Origin of the sequence: Steroidobacter sp. (assembly GCF_016790065.1) — a bacterium.
Classification (GTDB): Bacteria; Pseudomonadota; Gammaproteobacteria; order Steroidobacterales; family Steroidobacteraceae; genus Steroidobacter.
Map to the genome: position 1 here is coordinate 1 of NZ_JAEUPY010000220.1, position 1,658 is coordinate 1,658.

2 protein-coding genes are annotated in these 1,658 nt (G+C 60.9%); one reads left to right on the forward strand and one right to left on the reverse strand.

The genetic code is table 11. The features are described 5' to 3' along the window. Nucleotides 1–229: 229 nt before the first annotated feature. A complete protein-coding gene (gene pcaD, locus JNL55_RS09450; RefSeq protein WP_293852369.1) occupies nucleotides 230–1,039 on the forward strand; it encodes a 3-oxoadipate enol-lactonase in 810 nt (269 codons plus the stop codon). 2 nt (nucleotides 1,040–1,041) lie between these two features. Here pcaD and JNL55_RS09455 read toward each other — a convergent pair whose 3' ends face one another. After that, entirely contained in the window at nucleotides 1,042–1,575 is a 534-nt protein-coding gene (locus JNL55_RS09455) for a TetR/AcrR family transcriptional regulator (protein WP_293852370.1), read from the reverse strand. Nucleotides 1,576–1,658: the final 83 nt, after the last annotated feature.

Sequence of the window (1,658 nt, forward strand, 5' to 3'; positions counted from 1 at the left end):
CCCGGCATACGGCGAAGGCGTGCGCCGCGCACTCCAGCTCGATCCCGTCGGCGACGACCGCCTCAAAGGCACCAGCGCCACCGATGAGATCAAGGAAAGCGACACGCAGCCGGCCTGATACAAGTTTCCTCGTCCTCCTCCTGACACTCGCCCCGCCTCGTGCGGGGCTTTTTTTTGGCGGGCCTGTTGTAGGATAGAGCCTGGTTCATCGAGACGGCCCGGGGGCGTAATGAAGCAAGTCAGCTCGCAGGATGTACAACTTCGCGTCGAGCACACGCCCCGGCCCGGCGCTCCCGCCTTGCTCTTGATCAATTCGCTGGGCACGTCGTTGGAGATGTGGGATGAGCAGCTGGAGCCGCTCAGCGAACGCTTCGAACTGATCCGCTTCGATGCTCGCGGCCATGGCAAATCTACAAGCGGCGCTCAGCCAGAAGCCACGATGGATATGCTCGCCACCGATGCACTCAATGTGCTCGAAGCTTGTGGAGTCGCGCGAGCTCACCTTTGCGGCATTTCCTTGGGCGGCATGATCGCCATGCACATCGCAACCAAGTGGCCCGATAAGGTGTTGAAAGCAGCACTGTGTAATACCTCGTCACACATGCCACCGCGCGATGCTTGGGATGCGAGAATCAAAACCGTGCTGAGCGAAGGTCCGGCCGCATTGGCCGAGGGCACCTTGGGCCGATGGTTCACGCCTCCGTTTCGCGAAGCGCATCCCGACAAGGTGGAGCGCATTCGCAACTTGATTTTGGAGACGTCACCGCAGGGCTATGCCGCTTGTTGCGCGGCCATCCGTGACATGGATCAGCGCGAATCGATCCGCGATATCACGGCGAAGACACTGGTCATCGGCGGCACTGCTGATACATCGACGCCGCCTGCGCATGCTGAACTCATTGCGAGCCGCATTCCCGAAGCGAAGCTGGTGTTATTGGAAGCCGCGCATTTGTCGAACATCGAACGCGCCGCCGAGTTCAACGCTACTCTGATCGAGTTCTTGCAAGGCGAGCTGACCCAGCCCGCGACCGCCACCTGAGATCAGGCAGCGCCGAGTTTTTCTAACAACGCGCTACGTTGCTCGGGGCTGATGGCGTAACAACCAAACAGATCGGCGAGCCACAAGCCGTCGGCCACCAATCTCAGATGTAACTCTTCGAGCGGCAGTCCATCCGACGGTGCATCCGCCTGGAAGGCGTGCAACCGAGCGCGAACCCGAGCTGCCAACTCCGGCTGAGCCGTGCAAATCATGGTGAGCGCTTTGTATATCTGCTGCTCTTTGGGCAACTCACCCATGCGCGCGACCACTTGCAAATAAGCCTTGGCCAGGCTGCCACCCGCCGCTTGCTGTTCGACTTCGAGCTGCAGCTGTTCGGCCAAATTGTCGGCCACGGCTTCCAGCAAGGTGTTCTTGGAATCGAAGTAATAGAGCAAGCCGCCCTTGCTCACATTGGCCGCATCGCTGACCGCGTCGAGCGTCAGGGCAACGGCACCTTTCTGAATGACCACCGCCGCGGCGGCATCGAGAAGTCGCTGGCGCCGATGACTAGCGGCGCGGGCGCGGGGGGAGAGCATCGTGGACATCCGCCCAAGGTGGTGTCGAGCGGCGGACATATCAAGGCGGAAAACGCGGCTAAAAAACCGCGCCATCCGCTTAG